The organism is Rathayibacter sp. VKM Ac-2801, assembly GCF_009834245.1.
Taxonomy (GTDB): domain Bacteria; phylum Actinomycetota; class Actinomycetes; order Actinomycetales; family Microbacteriaceae; genus Rathayibacter.
The window spans coordinates 2,251,917-2,270,926 of the sequence record NZ_CP047183.1 but is presented as its reverse complement, the minus strand read 5'-3'; the positions used below and the strand labels follow the sequence as shown (position 1 = coordinate 2,270,926).

Below are 19,010 nucleotides of genomic sequence, written 5' to 3'. Positions count from 1 at the left end.
CGCGCGGGTATGCTCGTCGGAATGTCTCCCCTCACGCCAGCCGGTGAGCCGCGACACGCGTCGCCCCTCCTCCGGCCGACACGCCGGCGAGCCGCGGCGACTCCCGCCCGCCCCCCGCTGACGACTCCTCCCCCCTCCGACTCCCCGGCGGACCGCGGGCCGCTCGCGTGAGCGCCACCGCGATCGCGCCGGAGACGGAGGACGCCTCCCCGTCCCGCTCCCGGTGGGCTCTTCTCCGGAGGATCCCGTGGTGGATCCAGGTGCTCCTGGTCTTCGCCGTGTCCCGGGTCGTCACGACCGTGATCATGCTCCGGGTCGGCGCCGTGCGTCAGGGTGTCGAGTGGACGGGACTCCGCGACACCTACGTCCGGTTCGCGACGACGTGGGACGGCGGCTGGTACGAGCGGATCGGGATGACGGGGTACCCGTCGGTCCTGCCGCTCTCGCCGTCCGGAGCAGTCGAGCAGAACCCCTGGGCGTTCATGCCCGTCTACCCGTTCACCGTCCGCGGCCTGATGAACATCACCGGGCTCGACTGGGCGAACGCGGCCGTGCTCGTCGCCCTGGTCTGCAGTGCAGCCGCGTGCCTGGTGATCTACCGGCTGTTCCGCGTCTCGCTCAGCGAGGGCCAGGCGCTGATGGGGATCGTCTTCTTCTGCGTCGCTCCGACGTCGCCGATCCTGCAGATCGGCTACGCGGAGTCCGGCGGCATCCTCCTGACGGCCGTGCTGCTCCTCCTGCTGGTGCGCCGCAAGTGGGTCTGGACGTTCCCCGTCGTGCTGGTCGTGGGGCTCCTGCGCCCGAGCGGTCTCGCGATCGCGGCGATGACGGGCCTCTACTTCCTCTACCGCGTCTGGCGCCACGTGCGCGGCACCGAGCCGTTCACCCGCCGGGAGTTCGCCTTCACGGTGTCCCTCACGGTCTGGTCCCTCGCGGTCGGCTTCGCCTGGCTGCTCATCGCCTGGGCTGTCACCGGCTCCTTCACCGCGTACACCGACACCGAGCTCGCCTGGCGCAGCGTCTTCATCGGCGAGGGCGAGCTCATCCCGTTCACCTCCTGGTTCGCCGGCGGAGGCTGGTGGGGAGGCCTCTGGTTCGGCTCGCCGATCACGGGGATGGGCATCACCGTCGTGGTGGTGCTCGGATTCCTGGCGATCCTGTTCTCGCGGGCCACGCGCAGCCTCGACGTCTTCTCGCGGCTCTGGGTCGGCGGCTACGCGATCTACCTCTTCGCGTTCTTCTACCCGCAGTCGAGCACGTTCCGCATCCTGATGCCGATGTTCCCGCTGGCCGGGGCGCTCGCGGTGCCGCGGTCGACCCTCCTGAGGGTGTTCGTGGTGGCCGCATCGATCGTCGGGCAGATCGTCTGGGTGCTCCTGTGCTGGGTGTTCACCCCGGGCGACTGGTCCCCGCCGTGATCGGCTGACCCCCGACTTCCGGGCGCGGTTCGGATCACCCCCGCGGATGCACGATAATAGAGGGATACGTCACGAAAGGGGAACTCTATGGCGGCCATGAAGCCGAGGACCGGAGACGGACCGATGGAGGCTGTTAAGGAGGGCCGACTCATCGTCGTGCGCGTTCCGCTCGAAGGAGGCGGACGCCTCGTCGTCTCGGTCAACGATGCAGAGGCGAAAGAGCTGCACGACGCGCTCGCGTCGGTGGTGTCTCCCGCCTGATCCGCACCGTCGTGAACGCCCGTCGCACACCGTGCGGCGGGCGTTCCGTCTGTCCCGGCGGAGCAGCGCTCGTCAGGCGCGGCGCTTGTTGGCCTGCAGCAGGCCGTCGCCGATCGGCGAGAGCACGCTGACCACGGCGGGGGAGGCGCAGACCTCGGCCACCAGCGTGCGGAACGCGGTCGCGATCTCGTCGCGTTGAGCGGGGTTGGCCACGCGTCCGCGCCACAGCGCGTGGGGGACGAGGACCGTCCCTCCCGGGCGGACGAGCCGCAGCGCGTGCTCGACGTTCTCGATGACCTGCAGCGGATCGCCGTCGACGAAGACGATGTCGTAGGAGTTCTCGTTCATCCGCGGCAGCACCTCGAGGGCGCGGCCCGGGATGAGCCGGAGCCGGTTGGGCGAGATGCCCGCCTCGTGGAACTGGGCGCGCGCGTGCTGCTGATGCACCGCCTCGGAGTCGATCGAGGTGAGCATGGCCTCGGGGGCGCCGTCGAGCAGCCACAGGCCGCTCACCCCGGTGCCGGTGCCGATCTCGATGATGGAGGTCGCGCGCGCCGCCGCGGCGACCAGCGCGGCCTGCGCCCCGATGGAGGGGGAGACGGCGTCGATGCCCAGCTCGACCGAGAGCCGGCGGGCCGAGGCGATGGCCTCCGACTCGACGACCGCGTCCTCGGCGTACTTCCAGTTGGCATCCTTGTCGGACACGGGGGCGCTCCTCTGATCGGTGCACCGGGCGGATCGCGCCCGGGCATCGTCAGGGTACGGTGGCGCGCGGGCTCCGCGGGGGAGGCGCGGCGGGTTAGTGTTGTCCTCGTGTTCGGTCTGACGTTCGACAAGCTCCTCATCATCGGGGTCATCGCCGTCTTCGTGCTGGGTCCCGACCGCCTCCCGCACTACGCCGCCCAGCTCGGGCAGCTCGTGCGCAAGGTGCGCGGATTCGCCACGCAGGCCAGGGAGCGCGTCAAGGACGAGATGGGCGACGAGTTCAACGACGTCGACTGGAAGAAGCTCGACCCGCGCCAGTACGATCCCCGCCGCATCATCCGCGACGCCCTGCTCGAGGACGATCCGGCCCCCACGGTGAAGCCGCCCACCGCTGTCGCCGCTCCGGTCGTGCCGGGCGGCACCGGCTCGGCGCAGGACAGCTACTACACGACGATGCAGCGCTCCGTCTCGTCCGGAACGCTCTCGAGCGTCGCGCCGCCGCCGATCGACTCCGAGGCCACCTGAGCCCTGCTCCGCGAGGAGCGCGGCTGCGGCGTCTCGACGGACGCCTCCCGGACGCAGGAGTGCGCAGGCGCTCGGAGGCGTCAGCCGACGGCGAGTGGAAGCCGACGGCCGGTCAGTCCTCGCGGCCGCGCGGCGAGCGTCGCCGCCAGGGCGTCGATCGCCCGGGCAGCAGGATCCTCCGGATCGCCGACGACGACGGGCACGCCCTCGTCGCCCCCCGCTCGCAGCGCCACGGAGATCGGCAGCGACGCGAGCAGCGGCACCTCGTCGCCCGCCGCGGTGAGCCGACGCGCGACCTCGGCTCCGCCTCCGCTGCCGAAGAGCTCCAGCACCGAGCCGTCGGGCTGGGGGAGTCCGGACATGTTCTCGACCACTCCGACGATGCGCTGACCCGACTGGCGGGCGAGCGCTCCACTGCGCTCGGCCACGTCGGCGGCGGCCGGCTGCGGCGTGGTGACGATCAGCACCTCCGCGTGCGGGAGCAGCTGCCCGATGGAGATCGCCACGTCACCCGTGCCGGGAGGCAGGTCGAGCAGGAGCACGTCGAGGTCGCCGAAGTACACGTCGGTGAGGAACTGGGAGATCGTGCGGTGCAGCATGGGCCCCCGCCACGAGACGGCGGCCCCTCGGGTGTCGCCCTCGAGGAACATCCCGATCGAGATGACCTTCACGCCGTGCGCCACCGGCGGCAGCATCAGCTCGCCGACGCGGGTGGGCCCCGCGACGCGCCCGTCGTGCATCAGCCCGAGCAGGCCGGGGATGGAGAAGCCGTGCACGTCGGCGTCGACCAGGCCGACCGCGAGCCCCCGCTGAGCGAGGGCGACCGCGAGGTTGGCGGTGACGGTCGACTTGCCGACACCGCCCTTGCCGCTGGTGACCGCGTAGACGCGGGTGAGCGAGTCCGGGCCGAAGGGCATGCTCCGACGGCCGCCCTGGAGGCGCTCGGTGAGGGCGGTGCGCTGCGCCGGCGTCATGACTCCGACCAGGACGTCGACGGCCGTGACTCCGGGAGCCGAGGCCGCGGCCTCGCGGACGTCGCGCTCGATCGCGGAGGCGGCGGGGCAGCCGACGATGGTCAGTCGGATCGCGACGCGGACCGCTCCGTCGACGGCCGCCTCGACCGACTCGAGCATGTCGAGCTCGGTGATGGGCTTCCGGATCTCCGGATCGACGACGCGGGCCAGCGCCGCCCTCACGGCGGTCTCGATCGCGGCGACGTCAGGCATCGCGCCGCTCGGGTGCCTGTGCCCGATCCTTCTCGAGCTCCTCGAGCAGGCCGCGCAGCTCCGAGCGGATGAAGTCCTTGCTCGCCATGTCGCGGATGGCCAGGCGCAGCGCCACGACCTCGCGCGCGAGGTACTCGGTGTCCGCGAGGTTGCGCTCGGCCCGCTGCCGGTCCTGCTCGATCTGCACGCGGTCGCGGTCGTCCTGGCGGTTCTGCGCGAGCAGCAGCAGCGGCGCGGCGTAGGAGGCCTGCAGCGAGAGGATCAGCGTCAGCACCGTGAAGCCGAGGGCCTGCGAGTCGAAGCGCGCGTCCGCGGGTCCGTAGGTGTTGAACATCAGCCAGAAGACGCAGAAGATCGTCATCCCGACCAGGAACCACGGCGTGCCCATGCCGCGGGCGAACGACTCGGTCAGGCGGCCGAAGCGGTCGCTGCTCGGGCGGTTCCTCCGCGAGAGGACGCGGGTGCGCAGCCCCTTGGGGGCGTCCAGGCGCCGATCCTGCTTGCTGTCCCTAGCCACGCGTGCCCCTCCGTCCCCGTCGTGTCCTGCCTGTCGCCGCGGGTGCCGGCGGCACGAGCGGGACGCCCTGCGTCGCCGTCGTCACCGGCGTCCTCGGTTCGTCGTCGTCGCCGTGGCTGCGCCAGTCGTCGGGGAGGAGGTAGTCGAGGACGTCGTCGATGGTCACGACGCCGACGAGGCGATGGGACGCATCGACGACGGGCACCGAGACGAGGTTGTAGCTGGCCAGGATCCGGGCGACCTCGGCCGCCGAGGTCTCGGGCGTGATCGGATCCATGCTCTGGTCGAGCAGGGTGCCGAGGCGCTCGTGCGGCGGGTAGCGGAGCATCCGCTGGAAGTGCACCATGCCGAGGAAGCGGCCGGTCGGCGGCTCGTAGGGCGGCAGCGTGACGCAGACGGCGGCGCCGAGCGCCGGGGCGAGCTCGTGGCGGCGGATGAGGGCGAGACCCTCGGCGACGGTCGCCTCGGAGGAGACGATGATCGGCTCCGTGGTCATCAGACCGCCGGCGGACTCCGGAGCGTAGGTGAGGAGCATGCGGACGTCGTCCGCCTCCTCGGGCTCCATCAGCTCCAGGAGCGCCTCGCCGCGCTCCTCCGAGAGCTGCGCGATCAGGTCGGCCGCGTCGTCCGGCTGCATCTGGTCGAGCACGTCGGCGGCGCGGTCGTCGTCGAGCCGGCCGAGGATCTCGACCTGCTCGCTCTCGGGCATCTCCTCGAGCACGTCTGCGAGGCGGTCGTCCGAGAGCTCGCCGGCGACCTCGAGCATCCGCTGCTGCGGCAGATCGAGGAGCGTGCTGGCGAGGTCGGCGGGCTTGAGCTCGGAGAGGCTGGCCACGTACTGCTCAGCGGACTGCGCCTCGGTCGAGACGCTCTCGCGGACCTCGCGCCAGCCGGCGAACGCGGTCGCTCCCTTGGCGAAGGGGGAGGGGCTGGTCTTGGGCCGCCGGACGAAGAGCTGCGCGAGCTCCCACTCGCCGGGAGCGGCCTCCTCGATCGCGACGTCCTCGACGACCGCGTCGCCGGATCCGTCCACGAAGCTCACCCGGCGGCCGAGGAGCTCGGCGATGACGCGGACCTCCCCGCCGCGCTGCTCGAAGCGGCGCACGTTGATGAGCCCGGTGGTGATGATCTGGCCGCTGCCGATGCTGGTGACCCGGCCGATCGACACGAAGACGCGTCGGCGCCCGGGGATCTCCACCACCAGGCCGACCACCCGCGGGGCGTCGTTCTGCCGGTAGACCAGGAGCACGTCGCGGACCTTGCCGACGCGATCGCCGGCCGGGTCGAAGACACTGCATCCGGCCAAGCGCGCGACGAAGACTCTGGCGGAACTCACGGCTACAAACCTAGTCCCGTGCGGCCGGGCGGACGCCGAGGGTTCCCGGCCCGCCCTCGGCCCGTTCTCCGAATCCGTTCAGAGACCTTCAAGTGGCCTGTGCGATTCTGCCCGGGTGACTCAGCAGACGCCGTTCAACGGCCGAGGGCCGGCCTCCCCCACGATCCCGCGCGGGGAGATCCTCGCCACCTTCGACACGTACCAGGAGGCGCAGGCCGCCGTGGACGTGCTCGCTCGCGCCGACTTCCCGGTGCGCCAGCTCGCCATCATCGGCAACGAGCTCAAGAGCGTCGAGCGGGTGACCGGCAAGCTGACCTGGGGCCGCGTCGCCCTGGCGGGAGCGGCCTCCGGTGCCTGGCTCGGCGTGTTCCTGGGTCTCCTGCTCATCATCTTCTCGCCGACGACGGAGTTCTCCTTCCTCATCGCGGCGGTGCTGCTGGGCGCCGGCTTCGGAATGCTCTTCGGGCTCGCCTCCTACGCCGTGAACCGCCGCCGTCGCGACTTCACCTCGACCATGCAGGTGATCGCGACCAGCTACTCCGTGCTCGTGGACCCCGAGGTGGTCAATCGCGCGCGCAACCTGCTCGACGGCGGCACCGCCCCGGCAGAGGCGCCGCAGACGTCCTGGGCTCCGCCGCCCGCCGCGGTCGGCGACCCGCAGCCGCAGCCGGTCCGCCCCGAGGACGACCCGCGCTGACGATCCTCCACGAAGGCCCCCGGTCCGCCGGGGGCCTTCGTCGTTCTCCGGCGGGGCCGCTCAGGCGGAGCCGACGGGCGGGAGGACGATGTCGACTGCGAGACCCCGGGGGGAGCGGTTGACGAGGGCGACCGTCCCGCCGGCCGAGAGAACGGTCGTGTGGACCAGGGCGAGTCCCAGCCCGCTGCCACCGGAGGCGAGGGTCCGAGAGTCGTCCGGACGGGAGAAGCGGTCGAAGGCGACCGGGATGAAGGCGTCGGGCATGCCCGGTCCGTCGTCCGAGACGCTGAGCAGGAGGCGCCCGTCCGTCTGCGAGAGGGAGACGACGATCATGCCGCCGCCGTTCATCGCCTGGATCGCGTTCCTGACGAGGTTGTCGATCACCCGGCCGAAGTCCTGGGACGCGACCGCGTAGAGCCGCGCGGGCTCGCGCTCGTCGATCTCGTAGTCGATCTCCACCCCCGACTCCGAGGCGAGCAGGCGGGTGCGGTCGACGGCGCCCACCAGCTCGTCGACGAGCTCGGCGAAGGGAGCGGTCGGGCGGACGGTGCGGCTCTCGATGCGCGAGATGTCGAGCAGGGCGGAGGCGAGGCGCACGAGGCGGTCGACGCTCTTCTGCGCGTCGAGGATGACCCGGTCGACCGCGACCGGGTCGTCGACGCGGTGGTGGGCGATCTCGAGCTGCGCCGAGAGCGCGGCGAGCGGCGTGCGGAGCTCGTGGCTCGCATCCGACACCATCTGCTTCTCGCGGGCGAGCGACGCGGTCTGCTTGGTCAGGAACGCGTTCAGCGTCACGGCGAGCTCGTCGATCTCGTCCCGCGTGCCCACCACCGGGAGCTGGTCGCCCTGCCCGGGCTCGGCGGCGATCTGATCCGCGCGCGCCCGCATCCGGCGCACCGGGGCGAGGGCCGCGCCCGTGAGGATCCACGAGGCGAGCCCGAACGTGACGACGAGGAAGATCGCGGCGTATACCAGCACGTGGGCGAAGTCGTCGAGGACGAGCTGCGAGGCGGCCTGGTCGCGGGCGGAGGCGACCTGCCAGACGCCGCGGTCGCTCTCGATGGCCGTGAAGCGGACCAGGTAGCTCCCGTTCGCCGTCGTCACATCGGCGTACCGGGGCGAGGTGTCGGCGGGCTCCTCCGCCAGGGCGCTCAGCACCTCGCCGCTCAGGCGCGAGGGCATGGTCGAGGTGCTGACGCTCCCGTCGGGCGCGAGGGCCAGGAACAGCTGGCCCGTCGACGAGCCCTGCGTGCGCGGGACGTTGCCCGCCGAGATGTCGCGGCGCACCTCGTCCTCGATCGACATCAGGATCGTCCGCTCGCTGCGATCGACGATGCCGGTGACCACCTGGTAGAAGAGCAGCGCGGCGAGCGCGAAGAGGGCGGTCGCCACCGCGACCGTGCCCACGGTGATCCTCGCGCGGATCGAGAGCGCGCCGACCCGGCGGCGTGCCGTGCTCACCCGCGACACGGGCTACTCGACCGGACGGAGGAAGTAGCCCTTGCCGCGCACGGTCACGATGCTGACGCCCGTGTCCTCGGTCGGGAGCTTCTTGCGCAGGTAGCTGACGTACTGGTCGACGATGTTGTTGTCGACGATCTCGCCGCCGCCCCAGATCTCCGAGAGGATCCGCTGCCGGGTCACGACGGAGCCGACGGGAGTGATGAGGAGCTTGAGGAGCTCGAGCTCCTTCGGGCTGACGTGGATGCGCGAGCCGTCGGCGGTGCGCCGGATGCTCGATCCGTCCACGGTGATGCGGCCGACGTCGATCGAGGTGGACATGAGCGACGGGCTGCGGCGCAGGAGGGCGCGCAGGCGCGCATTGAGCTCGGTGAACGCGAACGGCTTGGTGAGGTAGTCGTCCGCTCCGGCGTCGAGCCCGAAGACGCGGTCCTCGATCGCGTCGCGCGCGGTCAGCAGCATGATCGGCGTGGGCCGGCCGAGCTCGCGGATCCGGCGGCAGATCTCGAAGCCCGACATCGCCGGGAGCATGACGTCCACGATGGCGGCCGAGAACTCGGCGTTGCTGAACGCGACGAGCGCGTCGATGCCGTTCGTGGTGAGCACGGGCTCGTAGCCGGCGTCTTCGAGGCCGCCGACGAGGGCCTCACCCATGGCTGGATCGTCTTCGACGACAAGGATCTTCACGCGCTCACCCTACGGCCCGGCTCTCAGGAGGACGCACTGCGCGGGCCGTGTGTCGATCGGATGCGGGATCGACCCATCCGATCGGCGCTGGGCGACGAAGAGAGGGGTGGCAGACCGCTCGGGGGCGTGGCGGGAGAGGCGCGATCACTGGCGCAATTCCACTCTTCTCCCCCCGTCGGCCCGATGATACTGTTCGCGGAGTTCACTTCTACCGTCACCCGAAGGCGGCACAAAAATGCTCAATATTCTTTCCATCTGGGCGCGTCTCGCGCTGTCGGTCCTCCTGTGGATCGTCCTTCTCCCCGTCATGCTCGTCCTGCTGCCGTTCCGCACGGGCAGGAGCGCCTCGCTCCCCGCCCTGCGACCGGTGCAGGTGCCCGCACCGACGGTGGCGATCGACACCCGGAGCACCAGCGGCGCGTACTAGCCCCACTTCCCGGTCGTTCCGGGCCCGTCGCCCCGCTCCCACGAGCGCGGGCATCGTCCGCCCGCCGAACCCGACACCTCGAACAGCCGTGCTGCTCTCCGCCAGGAGGGCGCGCGGCTGTTCCTCGTTCACGGGTCGATCCCGACTGACCGACAGATGTCGTTCTCGGCTACTCTCGATCGCGAGCCTCGTCAAGCCCTTCGCAAGTTCTCAGGGACTGGCAATACAGTGCTCGCACACGGTTCACCGATCGGAAGGAACACGGATGCTTCGCGCCACGCTCGACACCGCTGGGATCCAGCTCGATTCGACCACGGGAGCCCCCGTGCGCCCCGACACCCCGGTCTCGGTGATCGCGTCGGCGCCCCAGAGCCTGATCTCGCGGATGCTCGGACGCCGCCGCTGCGAAGCATGCGGAGGAGCTTCTGCTCGTCGTCGCGACGGCTTCTGCTCGGCCGACTGCGCCGGCACCTTCCACCTCTACGAGTGAGCCCGACCGGCCGAGCGCCGGTGGTGAACGTCCCGAAGGCCCGTGATCGTCGATCGCGGGCCTTCGTACTGTCCGGGAACAGAAGGAGCGTCTGTGAGCTGCGCAACGATCGGACTCCGCCGCGTACCGCGAGAGAGTGCTCGGCCTGCTGAGAGCGGGTGCGTCTCGAGGGGTGTCGAGCTCCGGCGCTGAGCGCCCGAGTGCGGGGGAGGGAAGCGGAGTGCCGCGGATGTGCCCCCAGTAGGATTCGAACCTACGCCCCTGCCTCCGGAGGGCAGTGCTCTATCCCCTGAGCTATGGGGGCCAGGAGTGCCTGACCACATTAGCACCCGGGCGGGGCGGGCTCCGACGCGGGGAGCGGTCCTCGCACGTGCCACGATGGAGGCATGCTGCGCACTGTCTCCGCCTCGCTGGATCTGCGTCTGAACGGTCCGACCGACCTGATCTTCCTGGTGGCGGCGACGTCCACCGGCGACTCGTTCGAGGACTCCTTCACCGTCCTGCTCGACGGGCAGGACGTGCCGGTGCGGGAGTTCCCGGCGCGCCACGGCGCTCGCGTGCACCGGGTCGCGGGGAACGAGGGCGACATGCGGGTCGAGTACCGGGCGCGGGTCGTCGGCCACGGCGTTCCGGACGAGCCGAGCGAGCTCGAGCTCGTCGAGTACCTGCGGCCGAGCCGGTACGCCGAGGCGGACGTGCTCGGCGGGATCGCCCGGCGGGAGTTCGGGCGGGCCCGCGGCTTCGAGGCGCTGACGGCCGTCGAGGAGTGGGTGCACGGCCACCTGTCGTACGTCTACGGGTCGACGGTCGGCACCGGGGGAGCGGCGCAGGTGATCGAGAGCGGCCAGGGCGTGTGCCGGGACTTCGCGCACACGGTCGCCGGGCTCCTCCGCGCTCTCGACATCCCCGCCCGGGTGACGGCGGTCTACGCGCCGGGCCTCGAGCCGCGGGACTTCCACGCGGTCACGGAGGCGTGGGTCGGCGGCGCCTGGCACGTCGTGGACGCGACCCGGCTGGCTCCGCGCGGGTCGATGCTGCGCATCTCGTCCGGTCGGGACACGGCCGACACAGCGTTCCTCAGCAGCTACCTGACGGACCTGCGCCTGACCGGGATGAGCGTGGAGGCCGACTGCGACGCGGCGCTCGTCGACGACCACGTCTCGCCGGTGCGTCTGGGCTGACGCCGGGGCTCAGCCGGCGAGGACGCCGATCGCCGACCGCACGAGCGGCTCGGGGTCCCCGGGCTCGACGAAGGAGGCGCTGGACGCCTCGATCCAGTACTCGCCGACGAAGGCGTCCGCGACGCCCCGCCCCTCGGCCACCTGGTAGTAGCCCTCGATCTCCGGCGGCTTGCCGTAGGTGGGGACGGCCTTGCTGGTGGTGAAGAACTCGTTCTTGAGCGCCTCGATCACCGCGGGATCGAGGTGGGCCACGGCCAGCTGCAGCTCGGCGCCCGAGTCGTCGGACCATCCGCAGACCAGGCCGTCGTACTGGGTGATCTCGTCGGAGACCGCGGTGGTCTCGATGCCGTCGTCCGGGGAGAATCCGCCCCACAGGCCCGCGAGCGCCGAGGCCGGGACCAGCTGCTCGCAGGCGAGGGGGATCGGCGTGCCGCTGACGGCGCCGCTCGCGCTCGGCTCCGGGTCGGCCGCGGGCGAGCAACCGGAGAGGGCCGCCGCGGCGAGGGCGACGAGGAGGAGGGCGGCGGGACGGCGCATGCGTCGCACCCTAGCAACGCCGCCCTGCCGAGCGGCCCCGGGGTGCAGGTGAGACGGAGGGCGCGGGCGCGGCGGCCGGTAGAATCGCTCCCCGTGACTCCCGAACAGCTCGCCGCCTCCCTGCACGCCCTCGTCCTCGACGCCGTGCAGCGACGAGGGAGCGACGCGGGCGTCGAGCTCTCGGACGTCGTGCTGGAGCGCCCGAAGAACCGCGACCACGGCGACTGGGCCTCGAACATCGCGATGAAGCTCGCGAAGCGGGTCGGCGCGAACCCGCGCGAGCTCGCCGCCGAGCTGGCGGAGGGGCTGGGCGCGGTCGAGGGCGTCGCCTCGGTCGAGGTCGCCGGTCCCGGCTTCCTGAACGTGCGGCTCGAGGCCGCGGCCGCGGGCGCCCTGGCCGGCGCGATCGTCGAGGCCGGCGAGGCCTACGGCACCGGGTCCGCCTACGCCGGCGTGCGGATGAACCTCGAGTTCGTCTCCGCCAACCCCACCGGGCCCATCCACATCGGCGGGACGCGCTGGGCGGCGGTCGGCGACAGCCTGGCCCGGATGCTCCTCTCGCAGGGCGCCGAGGTGACCCGCGAGTACTACTTCAACGACCACGGCGCGCAGATCGACCGCTTCACGCGGAGCCTCCTCGCCGCCCACCGTGGCGAGCCCACCCCGGAGGACGGCTACGGCGGCGCCTACATCGCCGACATCGCCGAGCGCGTCTCGGCCGCCTACCCGGGCGACCTCGCCGTCCTGCCCGAGGAGGAGCTCGCCGAGACCTTCCGCTCGATCGGCGTCGAGCTGATGTTCGGCGAGATCAAGCAGAGCCTGCACGAGTTCGGCGTCGACTTCGACGTGTACTTCCACGAGAACTCCCTGCACGAGTCCCGCGCCGTCGACCGCGCGATCGAGCGGCTCCGCGAGCTCGGGCACATCTTCGAGGCGGACGGCGCCACCTGGCTGCGCACCACCGCCTTCGGGGACGACCGCGACCGCGTCATCATCAAGAGCGACGGGGAAGCGGCCTACATCGCGGGCGACCTCGCCTACTACCTCGACAAGCGCGAGCGCGGCTTCGACAGGGCGATCATCATGCTCGGCGCCGACCACCACGGCTACATCGGCCGGATGATGGCGATGTGCGCGGCGTTCGGCGACACCCCGGGCGTGAACCTCGAGATCCTGATCGGCCAGCTGGTCAACCTGCTCCGCGACGGCGAGGCCGTCCGCATGTCCAAGCGGGCGGGGACCGTCGTCACGATGGAGGACCTCACGGAGGCCGTCGGCGTGGACGCGGCGCGCTACTCGCTGGTGCGGTCCTCCGCCGACTCGACCCTCGACATCGACCTCGACCTGCTGACCAAGCGGAGCAACGACAACCCCGTGTACTACGTGCAGTACGCCCACGCGCGCACCCGCCAGGTCGCGGCGAAGGCCGCGGCGTCGGGTGTCCCCGTCGAGCCGTTCGCGCCCGAGACGCTGGTGCACCCGACCGAGTCGGCGCTGCTCGGCGGCCTCCAGGAGTTCCCGCGCATCGTGGCGCACGCCGCGGAGCTGCGCGAGCCGCATCGCGTCGCGCGGTACCTCGAGGAGGTCGCCGGCCTCTACCACCGCTGGTACGACAACTGCCGGGTCGTGCCGCAGGGCGAGGACCCGGTCGAGGCCGTGCACTCGACCCGGCTGCGCCTGAACGAGGCGACCGGGCAGGTGCTCCGCAACGGGCTCTCGCTCCTGGGCGTCACGGCTCCGGACCGGATGTGAGCGAGTCGGGGGCGGCGCCGCGGCGCCGACGCGGGGGACGCGCGGCCGTGGTGGTCGTCGTGGTGCTGGTGCTGCTCGTGGTCGCGGCGGTGGTGGGCGACTCGCTCGCCCGCCGCGCCGTCGCGGACCGCGCCGCCGCGAGTCTCCGGGAGGCGCTCGCGCTGCCCGCGGACCGGGCGGTGGACGTCGACGTCGCCGGCTGGGCCGTGCTCCCTCAGCTCGTCTCGGGGCGTCTGGACCGGCTCGACCTGCGCAGCTCGGACGTGACGTTCGGCGAGCTCGACGGCGACGTCTCCGCGACCCTGATCGGCGTGCCGGTGAGCGGCGTCGGAGCGGTCGAGTCCGGCAGCACGACGGTCGCGATCGACGCGGCCTCGGTCTCGCGGCTCGTCACCGAGCGCAGCGCCGTGCCGGTCGACCAGGTGACGCTGGACGCTCCGCTCGTGCGGGTGACCGCCTCCGTCGAGGTGCTCGGCCTCCGGCTCGGCGCGAGCGTCGGCATGGAGCTGGCTGCTGTGGACGGAGCCATCCGGCTGACCCCGGCCGAGGTCTCCGCCGCCGGCGCGACCTTCTCGGCGACCGACTTCCGCGACCGCTTCGGCGCCGTCTCCGGCGACCTGCTCGCTCCGTCCACCGTGTGCATCGCGGACTCGGTGCCGCGCGGACTGACGCTGACCGGAGTCGAGGTCGCCGAGGAGTCCCTGAACACGAGCTTCGCGCTCTCTCCGACGTTCCTCAGCGACCCCGCGGAGCAGGAACCGGGTACCTGCGCCTGAGCCCGCGCGGCGCCGCCGCCCCGGACCGGTAGGATCGGAGCCCTGTGCCGGCGTCTTCCGCGGGCCGAACACTGACATCGCTGGCTTCAGGGGTCAATCCGGACCCGCTCGCCCCGCAGTGACGCTCCCACTCTCTCCTGTGAGGTCTCACCCGTGGACACCGTCGACGCCCGCGCCCGCGCCCCCCGGCATCCGCTCGCGCCTGAGTGGCTGCTCACGCCCGCCGACCCGAACGCCCTGGCCGACGGAGTGTGGCCGGACAGCGCCGAGCGCGGTGAGGACGGCGCGATCCGGATCGCCGGAGTGCCCGTCGCCGAGCTGGTGCGCGAGCACGGCACTCCTCTCTACGTGGTGGACGAAGCCGACGCCCGCCGCCGGGCCGTCGAGATGCGCGAGGTCTTCGCCCGCGAGCTCGGCCGCATCGGCACCGGCGTCACCGTCTACTACGCGGGCAAGGCGTTCCTCTCGACCGAGGTCGCCCGCTGGATGCGCGACGAGGGGCTGAACCTCGACCTCTCCAGCGGCGGGGAGATGGCGGTGGCCCTCGCAGCCGGGATCGAGCCCGAGCGCTTCGGGCTCCACGGCAACAACAAGTCGCTCCGCGAGATCGACCGGGCCGTCGAGGTGGGCGCGGGCACGATCGTGCTCGACAGCCTCGTCGAGATCGAGCGCGTCGCGGCCGCGGCCGAGCGGCACGGCCGCGTGCAGGCGGTGCGCCTCCGGGTCAACAGCGGAGTGCACGCGCACACCCACGAGTTCCTGGCCACGGCGCACGAGGACCAGAAGTTCGGCCTCGCGCTCGCCGACTGCCCGGCCGCGGTCGCCCGCATCCGCTCCTCCTCCTCCCTGCGGTTCCTCGGGCTGCACTGCCACATCGGATCCCAGATCTTCGGCTCCGCCGGGTTCGCGGAGTCGGCGTCGCGCCTGCTCGACGTCCACGCGGCACTGCTCGCGGACGGCCCCGTGCCGGAGCTCAACCTCGGGGGCGGCTTCGGCATCGCCTACACCAGCGCCGACGACCCGACCCCGATCGCCGAGATCGCGGCCGCCGTCGCCGACGCGGTGGCCGAGCAGTGCGCCGCCCGCGGCGTCCCGGTCCCGCACATCGCGATCGAGCCCGGCCGCTCGCTGATCGGGCCCGCCGGCGTCACCCTCTACGAAGTGGGCACCGTGAAGGACGTGACGGTCGGCTCCGAGGGGTCGACCGCGGTCCGGCGCTACGTCAGCGTCGACGGCGGCATGAGCGACAACGCCCGCCCGGCGCTCTACGGCGCCGACTACACGGCGCGGATCGCCGACCGCTCCTCCTCGGCCGGGCCCGCTCTCGTGCGGGTGGCCGGGAAGCACTGCGAGTCGGGCGACATCGTCGTCCACGACGACTTCCTGCCCGCCGACGTCCGACCGGGCGACCTGCTCGCCGTCGCCGCGACCGGCGCCTACTGCTGGTCTCTCGCCAGCAACTACAACTACCTCGGGCGCCCCCCGGTGGTCGCCGTCCGCGACGGGCGCTCGCGCGTCCTCGTGCGCGGCGAGACCGAGGAGGACCTCCTCCGCCGCGACGCCGGCATCGAACGAAAGGCCACCTCCCGATGATCGAGTACCGCAGCCTCCGCGTCGCCCTGCTGGGCGCCGGGTCCGTCGGTGCCCAGGTGGCGCGCCTCCTGCTCGACCACGGCGACGAGCTCGCCCAGCGCGTGGGGGCGCCGCTGGAGCTCGTGGGCGTGGCCGTCAGGGACGTGGACGCGCCCCGCACCGCCGACATCCCGAAGCACCTGCTCACCACCGACGCGGAGTCGCTGATCCTGGGCGCCGACATCGTGGTCGAGCTGATCGGCGGGCTCGAGCCCGCCCGCAGCCACATCCTCACGGCGATCTCGTCGGGCGCGGACGTGATCACGGCCAACAAGGCGCTGCTCGCCGCCCACGGCAACGAGCTCTTCGAGGCGGCCGACCAGGTGGGCGCCCAGCTCAACTACGAGGCGGCCGTCGCCGGCGCGATCCCGATCATCCGGCCGCTGCGCGACAGCCTCGCCGGCGACCGGGTCCACCGGATCCTCGGCATCGTCAACGGCACGACCAACTACATCCTCGACCGGATGGACACCGAGCACGCGAGCCTCGAGGACGCGCTCGCCCGTGCCACCGAGCTCGGCTACGCCGAGTCCGACCCGACCGCCGACATCGAGGGATACGACGCGGCGCAGAAGGCGGCGATCCTCGCCCGCCTCGCGTTCCACACCGACGTCCCGGTCACCCTGGTGCACCGCGAGGGCATCACCGGCATCACGAAGGCGCAGGTCGACCAGGCCCGCGACTCCGGCTACGTGATCAAGCTGCTCGCGATCTGCGAGCGGCTGACCGACGCCAAGACCGGTGTGGAGGGCGTCTCCGCACGGGTCTATCCCGCGCTCGTGCACCGCTCCCACCCGCTCGCGGCCGTCCACGGCGCCAACAACGCGGTCTTCGTCGAGGCGGAGGCGGCCGGCGACCTGATGTTCTACGGCGCAGGCGCCGGCGGGATCGAGACGGCCTCCGCGGTCCTCGGCGACGTCGTCTCGGCAGCCCGCCGCCACGTCGTCGGCGGCCCCGGCCTGGTGACCAGCGCGAGCTCCGGGCTCGCGGTCCTCCCGATCGGCCACGTCACGACCCGGTACCAGGTCACCCTCGAGGTGCTCGACCGCCCCGGCGTGCTCGCGCAGATCGCGGGCGTCTTCGCCGACCACGGCGTCTCGGTCGAGACCCTGGTGCAGACCCCGCCCGGCGCCGACCCGCTGGAGGAGCAGGGCGGTGCGGAGCGGCGCGAGCCGACCGCTACCCTGGTCATCGGCACGCACGCCGCGGCGGAATCCGATCTGGCGGCCACCGTCACCGCCCTCCATTCGCATGGTTTCGTCGGCGCCGTGACGTCCGTTCTACGAGTTGAAGGAGCCTGAGATGGCCAAGCAGTGGCGCGGAGTCCTGCACGAGTACGCGGACCGCCTCGATGTCACCGAGGCGACCCCGGTCATCACTCTCGGCGAGGGCGGCACGCCGCTCATCCCCGCGGCGGCCCTCTCGGCGCGCACCGGCGCGAAGGTGTGGGTCAAGTACGAGGGCATGAACCCGACCGGCTCCTTCAAGGACCGCGGCATGACCATGGCGATCTCGAAGGCCGTCGAGCACGGCGCGAAGGCCGTCATCTGCGCCTCGACCGGCAACACCTCCGCCTCGGCCGCCGCCTACGCCACGCACGCCGGCATCACCGCGGCCGTCCTGGTGCCCGAGGGAAAGATCGCCCTGGGCAAGCTCAGCCAGGCGATCGCGCACAACGCGCAGCTGCTGCAGGTGCAGGGCAACTTCGACGACTGCCTCGACATCGCGCGCGACCTCGCCAAGAACTACCCGGTCCACCTGGTCAACTCGGTGAATCCGGACCGCATCGCCGGCCAGAAGACCGCGGCCTTCGAGGTCGTCGAGGTCCTGGGCGACGCGCCGGACTTCCACATCGTCCCGGTCGGCAACGCGGGCAACTACACCGCCTACTTCCGCGGCTACTCGGAGGAGCTGGAGCGCGGCGAGTCGACCCGCCTCCCGCGCATGTTCGGCTTCCAGGCCGAGGGCTCCGCTCCGATCGTGCACGGCGCCCCGGTCCGCCACCCCGAGACGATCGCCAGCGCGATCCGGATCGGCAACCCGGCCTCGTGGGAGCTCGCCCTGAACGCGCGGACTGTCAGCGACGGCTACTTCGGCGCGATCAGCGATGAGAAGATCCTCGAGGCGTACCGCATCCTCGCGGGCGAGGTCGGCGTCTTCGTCGAGCCGGCGTCGGCGATCAGCGTCGCGGGGCTCCTCGAGCGCGCCGAGGCCGGAGCGATCCCGAAGGACGCCACCGTCGTCCTGACGGTCACCGGCCACGGGCTCAAGGACCCGCAGTGGGCGCTCCGCACCGCCGACGGCGCGGACATCACGCCGACCGTCGTGCCGGTCGACACCGCCGCGATCGCGGACGTGCTGGGGCTGGCCGGCGCATGACCTCGGCGGTTCCCGTCGGCCGCACCGTCCACGTCAAGGTCCCCGCCACCTCGGCGAACCTGGGGCCCGGCTTCGACACCCTCGGCCTGGCGCTCTCGTTCTACGACGAGCTCGACGTGACGGCCGTCGCGGCCACGGGTGCGCGGGTCACCGTGCACGGAGTCGGCGAGGGCGAGGTGGCGACCGACGAGACGAACCTCGTCGTCCAGGCCATCGCGTACACGTTCGCCGACCAGCGGCAGGAGATGCCCGGCATCGAGGTGATCGCCCGCAACATCATCCCGCACGGCCGCGGGATGGGCTCGTCCGGCGCCGCGATCGTCTCCGGGATCATGGCCGCGAAGGGCCTGCTCGAGGGCGTCGTCGTGCTCGACTCGGACGACCTCCTCCGCATCGCCACCGAGATGGAGGGGCACCCCGACAACGTGGCGCCCGCGCTGTTCGGCGGCCTCACCATCGCCTGGGTCGAGCCGCACGCCTCCGGCGCGGACGACTCGCCGCTGCGCCCGCGCTCGAAGAAGCTCATGGTCCACCGCGGCGTGTCCCCGGTCGTCTTCGTGCCCGAGCACACCATGTCGACGCGGCTGGCCCGCTCGCTGCAGCCGCAGAGCGTGCCGCACGAGGACGCGGTGTTCAACGTCTCGCGCTCCTCACTCCTGATCGCCGCCCTCATCCAGAGCCCCGAGCTGCTGTTCGCGGCGACCGAGGACAAGCTGCACCAGAACTACCGCGCGGCCGCCATGCCCGAGACCTCCGCGCTGATCGCGCTGCTGCGCTCGCACGGCTACGCGGCCGTCGTCTCGGGTGCCGGACCGAGCGTCCTGGTGCTCTGCAGCGACCCCGCGCAGCGCCTCGCCGCCGCGGATCTCGTGGAGCGGGAAGCCCCCACGCCGTGGCGCGCGCACATGCTGGCTGTCGACTTCAAGGGTGCTACAGTGGGGACCGCATCCCGAGGAACCGCGTAACGAGCGGAATCTGTCCGACGGATCGTCCCGACAACCAC

General features: G+C 72.1%; 20 protein-coding genes and 1 tRNA gene. 13 read left to right on the top strand and 8 right to left on the bottom strand.

From position 1 onward, the window contains the following. Positions 1-167 precede the first annotated feature (167 nt). Both GSU45_RS10475 and GSU45_RS10470 read left to right on the top strand, forming a co-directional pair. On the top strand, positions 168-1,418 hold the full coding sequence (locus tag GSU45_RS10475) for a hypothetical protein (RefSeq protein ID WP_159914793.1): 1,251 nt from the start codon (positions 168-170) through the stop codon (positions 1,416-1,418). Between the two features lie 87 nt (positions 1,419-1,505). After that, the gene (locus GSU45_RS10470; protein ID WP_068208299.1) at positions 1,506-1,679 is read left to right on the top strand and encodes a DUF3117 domain-containing protein; all 174 of its coding nucleotides are present in this window, start codon (positions 1,506-1,508) and stop codon (positions 1,677-1,679) included. Positions 1,680-1,751: 72 nt separating this feature from the next. On the opposite strand, the gene GSU45_RS10465 is transcribed toward GSU45_RS10470, so the two are convergent. Next, the gene (locus tag GSU45_RS10465) at positions 1,752-2,384 is read right to left on the bottom strand and encodes a class I SAM-dependent methyltransferase (protein ID WP_104222989.1); all 633 of its coding nucleotides are present in this window, start codon (positions 2,382-2,384) and stop codon (positions 1,752-1,754) included. A 108-nt stretch (positions 2,385-2,492) separates the two neighbouring features. Between GSU45_RS10465 and GSU45_RS10460 the strand changes: the two genes are divergently transcribed. After that, the gene (locus tag GSU45_RS10460) at positions 2,493-2,909 is read left to right on the top strand and encodes a twin-arginine translocase TatA/TatE family subunit (protein ID WP_146076468.1); all 417 of its coding nucleotides are present in this window, start codon (positions 2,493-2,495) and stop codon (positions 2,907-2,909) included. 80 nt (positions 2,910-2,989) lie between these two features. Here GSU45_RS10460 and GSU45_RS10455 read toward each other — a convergent pair whose 3' ends face one another. From GSU45_RS10455 to GSU45_RS10445, 3 genes are read right to left on the bottom strand one after another with little or no spacing between them, the layout of a single operon-like run. After that, a complete protein-coding gene (locus GSU45_RS10455) occupies positions 2,990-4,135 on the bottom strand; it encodes an Mrp/NBP35 family ATP-binding protein (protein ID WP_159914791.1) in 1,146 nt (381 codons plus the stop codon). Then, positions 4,128-4,652 carry a DUF1003 domain-containing protein gene (locus tag GSU45_RS10450; protein ID WP_104277239.1) on the bottom strand — a complete coding sequence of 175 codons (525 nt, stop codon included), beginning with the start codon at positions 4,650-4,652 and terminating at the stop codon, positions 4,128-4,130. Before GSU45_RS10450 ends, GSU45_RS10455 begins: the two co-directional genes overlap by 8 nt. Further along, positions 4,645-5,988 carry a CBS domain-containing protein gene (locus GSU45_RS10445; protein ID WP_159914789.1) on the bottom strand — a complete coding sequence of 448 codons (1,344 nt, stop codon included), beginning with the start codon at positions 5,986-5,988 and terminating at the stop codon, positions 4,645-4,647. Before GSU45_RS10445 ends, GSU45_RS10450 begins: the two co-directional genes overlap by 8 nt. Positions 5,989-6,103: 115 nt before the next feature. Here GSU45_RS10445 and GSU45_RS10440 point away from each other — a divergent pair, with 115 nt between their 5' ends. After that, positions 6,104-6,685 (top strand): general stress protein, encoded by a 582-nt coding sequence (locus tag GSU45_RS10440; RefSeq protein ID WP_244248090.1) that lies wholly within the window; start codon positions 6,104-6,106, stop codon positions 6,683-6,685. Between the two features lie 60 nt (positions 6,686-6,745). Here GSU45_RS10440 and GSU45_RS10435 read toward each other — a convergent pair whose 3' ends face one another. Both GSU45_RS10435 and GSU45_RS10430 read right to left on the bottom strand, forming a co-directional pair. Then, a complete protein-coding gene (locus tag GSU45_RS10435) occupies positions 6,746-8,146 on the bottom strand; it encodes a HAMP domain-containing sensor histidine kinase (protein ID WP_159914787.1) in 1,401 nt (466 codons plus the stop codon). Positions 8,147-8,158: 12 nt separating this feature from the next. After that, positions 8,159-8,833: a response regulator transcription factor gene (locus tag GSU45_RS10430; RefSeq protein WP_279631093.1), complete on the bottom strand. Its 675-nt coding sequence runs from the start codon at positions 8,831-8,833 to the stop codon at positions 8,159-8,161. 235 nt (positions 8,834-9,068) lie between these two features. On the opposite strand from GSU45_RS10430, the gene GSU45_RS10425 reads away from it, so the two are divergent. Both GSU45_RS10425 and GSU45_RS10420 read left to right on the top strand, forming a co-directional pair. Further along, a complete protein-coding gene (locus GSU45_RS10425) occupies positions 9,069-9,260 on the top strand; it encodes a hypothetical protein (protein WP_159914783.1) in 192 nt (63 codons plus the stop codon). A gap of 265 nt (positions 9,261-9,525) precedes the next feature. Next, entirely contained in the window at positions 9,526-9,750 is a 225-nt protein-coding gene (locus GSU45_RS10420; protein ID WP_159914781.1) for a hypothetical protein, read from the top strand. Positions 9,751-9,982: 232 nt separating this feature from the next. On the opposite strand, the gene GSU45_RS10415 is transcribed toward GSU45_RS10420, so the two are convergent. Then, positions 9,983-10,054: transfer RNA gene (locus GSU45_RS10415), tRNA-Arg, on the bottom strand. Between the two features lie 82 nt (positions 10,055-10,136). Here GSU45_RS10415 and GSU45_RS10410 point away from each other — a divergent pair. Then, positions 10,137-10,931, top strand: a complete 795-nt coding sequence (locus GSU45_RS10410; protein ID WP_159914779.1) for a transglutaminase family protein — start codon at positions 10,137-10,139, stop codon at positions 10,929-10,931. Positions 10,932-10,940: 9 nt separating this feature from the next. On the opposite strand, the gene GSU45_RS10405 is transcribed toward GSU45_RS10410, so the two are convergent. Then, positions 10,941-11,468: a hypothetical protein gene (locus GSU45_RS10405; RefSeq protein WP_159914777.1), complete on the bottom strand. Its 528-nt coding sequence runs from the start codon at positions 11,466-11,468 to the stop codon at positions 10,941-10,943. A 93-nt stretch (positions 11,469-11,561) separates the two neighbouring features. Here GSU45_RS10405 and argS point away from each other — a divergent pair, with 93 nt between their 5' ends. The 6 genes from argS to thrB all read left to right on the top strand — a co-directional run bounded on the left by argS (position 11,562) and on the right by thrB (position 18,972). Beyond that, complete coding sequence (argS, locus tag GSU45_RS10400; RefSeq protein WP_159914775.1) at positions 11,562-13,220, top strand: arginine--tRNA ligase; 1,659 nt, start codon at positions 11,562-11,564, stop codon at positions 13,218-13,220. A 47-nt stretch (positions 13,221-13,267) separates the two neighbouring features. Beyond that, positions 13,268-13,996, top strand: coding sequence for an LmeA family phospholipid-binding protein (locus GSU45_RS10395; protein WP_159914773.1), 729 nt, complete (start codon positions 13,268-13,270; stop codon positions 13,994-13,996). 153 nt (positions 13,997-14,149) lie between these two features. After that, complete coding sequence (gene lysA, locus GSU45_RS10390; RefSeq protein ID WP_159914771.1) at positions 14,150-15,589, top strand: diaminopimelate decarboxylase; 1,440 nt, start codon at positions 14,150-14,152, stop codon at positions 15,587-15,589. Continuing rightward, positions 15,586-16,929, top strand: a complete 1,344-nt coding sequence (locus tag GSU45_RS10385) for a homoserine dehydrogenase (RefSeq protein WP_104223002.1) — start codon at positions 15,586-15,588, stop codon at positions 16,927-16,929. The genes lysA and GSU45_RS10385 overlap by 4 nt, the downstream gene beginning before the upstream one ends. 1 nt (position 16,930) lies before the next feature. Further along, on the top strand, positions 16,931-18,007 hold the full coding sequence (gene thrC / locus GSU45_RS10380) for a threonine synthase (RefSeq protein ID WP_104223003.1): 1,077 nt from the start codon (positions 16,931-16,933) through the stop codon (positions 18,005-18,007). After that, the gene (gene thrB / locus GSU45_RS10375; protein WP_159914769.1) at positions 18,004-18,972 is read left to right on the top strand and encodes a homoserine kinase; all 969 of its coding nucleotides are present in this window, start codon (positions 18,004-18,006) and stop codon (positions 18,970-18,972) included. The genes thrC and thrB overlap by 4 nt, the downstream gene beginning before the upstream one ends. Positions 18,973-19,010 lie beyond the last annotated feature (38 nt).